The organism is candidate division WOR-3 bacterium (assembly GCA_039801725.1).
In the GTDB taxonomy this organism is placed as follows: domain Bacteria; phylum Hydrothermota; class Tepidihabitantia; order Tepidihabitantales; family DTDR01; genus DTDR01.
In genome coordinates this window covers 1-3,438 of record JBDRVE010000008.1, presented here as the reverse complement: position 1 = coordinate 3,438, position 3,438 = coordinate 1, and the positions used below count along the sequence as shown (strand labels likewise).

Sequence of the window (3,438 nt, the reverse complement as noted above, 5' to 3'; positions counted from 1 at the left end):
ATCTACCGATAATTTGATTGAATTTGACCAGAGAAGAGAGAATTCTTTATGTTGCGAAGGAGGCGGAGGTCGGATGTGGATTGAAAAGAAAGGAAAAGAGAGATTAGCAGAGATAAGGGTAAGGGAGGCAATTTCTAAGGAGGCAGAAATTATTGCGGTTTGTTGTCCTTTTTGCCTTTTAACAATTGAAGATGCCACCAAAGTTTTGGGAGTTGATGAAAAGATAAAGGTTTTTGATATCTTGGAAATCTTTTCTTTTTAAAATAAATGAAAATAAAGAAAATAAGGATTTTTTTAATTCCCTTTCTTTCTTCATTAATTTTTTTCTTTTTTGTTATTCCTTTAATCTATTATTTATTAAGTTTTGATTTACCATCCTTGGAAGAGATCCAAACCTACACTCCACCTGTCTCAACAAGGGTTTTAGATTGTAAAGGTAGGTTGATTGGTGAATTTTTTGAGCAAAAAAGAAGGGTTGTTTCTTTAAATGAAATTCCGAGATATCTGACGGATGCCTTGATTGTTGTTGAAGATAAGCGATTTTATTCCCATCCAGGAATTGATGTGATAAGAATTATTGGTGCTTTTTTCTATAATTTAAAAAGTTTAAGCATTAGACAAGGTGCTTCCACAATTACGCAACAACTTGCAAGAAATATGTTTTTAACCCATAAAAAAGATATAATTAGAAAGATAAAAGAGTTAATATTGGCAATAAAATTGGAAAGAAGTTATACCAAAGAAGAGATATTAGAAAGATATTTAAATCAGGTCTATTTTGGTTACGGTCTCTATGGAATTGAGGCTGCTTCTCAAGGATTTTTTGGTAAAAGTGTTAAGGATTTAAGTTTGAGTGAAGCCTGTTTTTTGGTAAGTATTATTAAATCACCAAATTATTATTCGCCTTATAAAAATTTTGATTTGGTTTTAAAAAGAAGAGATTTCTTTTTAAAGATGCTTTATAAAAAGAAAAAAATAAGTGAAGAAGAATACAAAAAGGCATTAAAAGAAAAGATAAATATTTTGCCTTTACAGAAAAATCGTCAAGAAATGGGTTATGTTATGGAAATGGTAAGGCAATATGTTGAAGACCTTTTCGGCACTGATTATTTATATAAAAAGGGATTAACAATTTATACAACAATTGACTTAGATATCCAAAGAGAAGCAGGTATTGCTTTAGAAAAAAGATTGAGAGAGATTGAAGAAAATTACCAGTTTAAAGAGAAAAAGAAAAGTTATGAGGAAATTTATAAAGAAAAAAAAGGAGAAATCTCGCCGCCCAACTATTTACAAGGAGCATTGGTATGTATAGAAAATAAAACCGGATTTATTAAGGCATTGGTTGGTGGCAGAGATTTTTCCCATTCTCAACTAAACCGGGCAGTTCAAACAAAAAGACAACCAGGTAGTGCTTTTAAAGTTTTTGTTTATACTGCGGCGATCGATAATGGTTATAAGCCATCAGATATAATTGAAGATAGTCCAATAAGTATTGAAATTACTGGTGTCCAGGAACCTTATGAGCCAAAAAATTATGATTATCGTTATATTGGAAAGATAACTTTAAGAAAGGCGCTTGCCCTATCAAGAAATGTTTGTGCGGTAAGATTGATTGAAAAATTGACACCAGAAAAGGTATGTGAATATGCCTATTTAATGGGAATAAATAGTAAATTAAGACCTTACTATTCTTTGGCATTAGGTTCTTCGGAAGTTTCCCTTTTAGAGATGGTAAGAAGTTTTGCTACTTTGGCAAATTTAGGGAAGAAAATAGTGCCCATTTTAATAACCAAAATCGTTGATAGCGATGGAGTTGTTTTAAAAGAAAATTATCCTTCTTCGGAGCAAGTGCTTTCTCCTCAGACAGCCTTTTTGGTTACTTCAATGTTGAAAAGTGTTTTGGATGAAGGAACTGGTTATTTAATTAGAAGATATGGCTATTATGGAATTGGTGCTGGTAAAACAGGAACAACCGATAATTTTACTGATGCCTGGTTTATTGGTTATACTCCTTATTTAACTTGTGGTATCTGGACAGGTTTTGATAAAAAGAAAAAGATATTTGAAGGTGCTACTGGTGGTGTTGTTTGTGCGCCTATTTGGGCAGAATTTATGAAAAATGTTAGTAATTTTTATCCTAATGATGATTTTCCTATTCCCGATTCAATTGTTAAATTAACGATTTGTAATGAGACAGGTTATTTGGCAACACCAAATTGTCCGGATATAAGAGAAGAATATTTTCTTAAAGGAAATGAGCCAACCGAATACTGCTCCGAACATCGTTTTTAAAATATACCAAATTTTATATAATCATTTTGGTCCACAGAATTGGTGGCCTGGTGAAAATGAAATAGAAATTATGATTGGTGCCATTTTAACCCAAAATACTAATTGGCAAAATGTAGAAAAGGCAATAAAAAATTTAAAAGAAGAGACAAATTTGGACCCGATAATTATTAATAAACTGCCATTAAAAAAACTGGCAAAAATAATTAGACCAAGCGGTTTTTATAATATTAAGGCAAAAAGATTAAAAGAGTTTATAAAATTCTTTTTAAAAGAATATAAGGGTAATATAAAAGAGATGGAAAAAGAAGATGAGAAGATTTTAAGAGAAAAATTATTAAAAGTAAAAGGTATTGGCAAAGAGACCGCTGATTCAATTTTACTTTACGCCTTAAATAAACCAGTATTTGTGATTGACAATTATACAAAAAGAATATTTATGAGGCACAAATTATTTTTTGGAAAATCTTATGAAGAATGGCAAGAATATTTTACAAAAAATTTACCAAAAGATACAAAAATCTATAATGAATATCATGCTTTATTAGTAAAACTGGCAAAGACCTACTGTTTAAAAAATCCTATTTGCGAGAGTTGCCCCTTGAAATTATTCTAAAATTGAATATATAATTACTTAATTTTTTGAACTTCGTTATAAGTCCTTAATTTTCAATAACTTATCTTAATTTGGAAGTTTCCTGTATGGAAACTTTTTATTTCGCTAAAATTTTATCTAAGTCCTTGAAAAATAAGAACTTAACTAATTTTAGGGGTTCGGATAGGGGGCTATATACTATATAGCCTTGGATACTGCCTTAGAGGTATTTTAATTAAGAAAATTATAATTGGTTAAAAAGGTGTTTATGCTTAATTAAATTGATAATTTTTAGATTTTATTTATCATAAAGAAAATGGGAAAGAATAGAAAAGAGTATCAAAAGGAATATCGGAGCAAATATGGTGAGAAAATGAAAGAGCAGATAAAGGAATGGAGGAAGAGGCATCCTAACTATTTTAAAGAATGGAGAAAGAAGCATCCAGATTATTTTAAAGAGTGGCGAAAGAGACATCCAAATTATTTTAAGGAATGGCGGGAGAGAAATAGGGAAAGGTTAAGGGTTTATAAAAGGGAATATATGAGAGAAT

Annotated in this window: 4 protein-coding genes; all 4 read left to right on the top strand. The window is 30.4% G+C overall.

The annotated features are described in order from the left end of the window. On the top strand, nucleotides 1–262 hold a 262-nt coding region (locus ABIK75_02800), incomplete at its 5' end, for a (Fe-S)-binding protein (GenBank protein MEO0090018.1). Nucleotides 263–267: 5 nt separating this feature from the next. Next, the gene (locus ABIK75_02795) at nucleotides 268–2,295 is read left to right on the top strand and encodes a PBP1A family penicillin-binding protein (protein ID MEO0090017.1); all 2,028 of its coding nucleotides are present in this window, start codon (nucleotides 268–270) and stop codon (nucleotides 2,293–2,295) included. Next, nucleotides 2,258–2,908: an endonuclease III domain-containing protein gene (locus tag ABIK75_02790; GenBank protein MEO0090016.1), complete on the top strand. Its 651-nt coding sequence runs from the start codon at nucleotides 2,258–2,260 to the stop codon at nucleotides 2,906–2,908. The genes ABIK75_02795 and ABIK75_02790 overlap by 38 nt, the downstream gene beginning before the upstream one ends. Before the next feature lie 295 nt (nucleotides 2,909–3,203). Beyond that, nucleotides 3,204–3,438 (top strand): hypothetical protein (locus tag ABIK75_02785; protein MEO0090015.1); only part of this gene is annotated, 235 nt, incomplete at its 3' end.

Bases quoted from the DNA above. Each gene is read 5' to 3' on its own strand.
- ABIK75_02795 (MEO0090017.1), top strand. From the start codon at position 268: ATGAAAATAAAGAAAATAAGGATTTTTTTAATTCCCTTTCTTTCTTCA.
- ABIK75_02790 (MEO0090016.1), top strand. From the start codon at position 2,258: ATGAGCCAACCGAATACTGCTCCGAACATCGTTTTTAAAATATACCAA.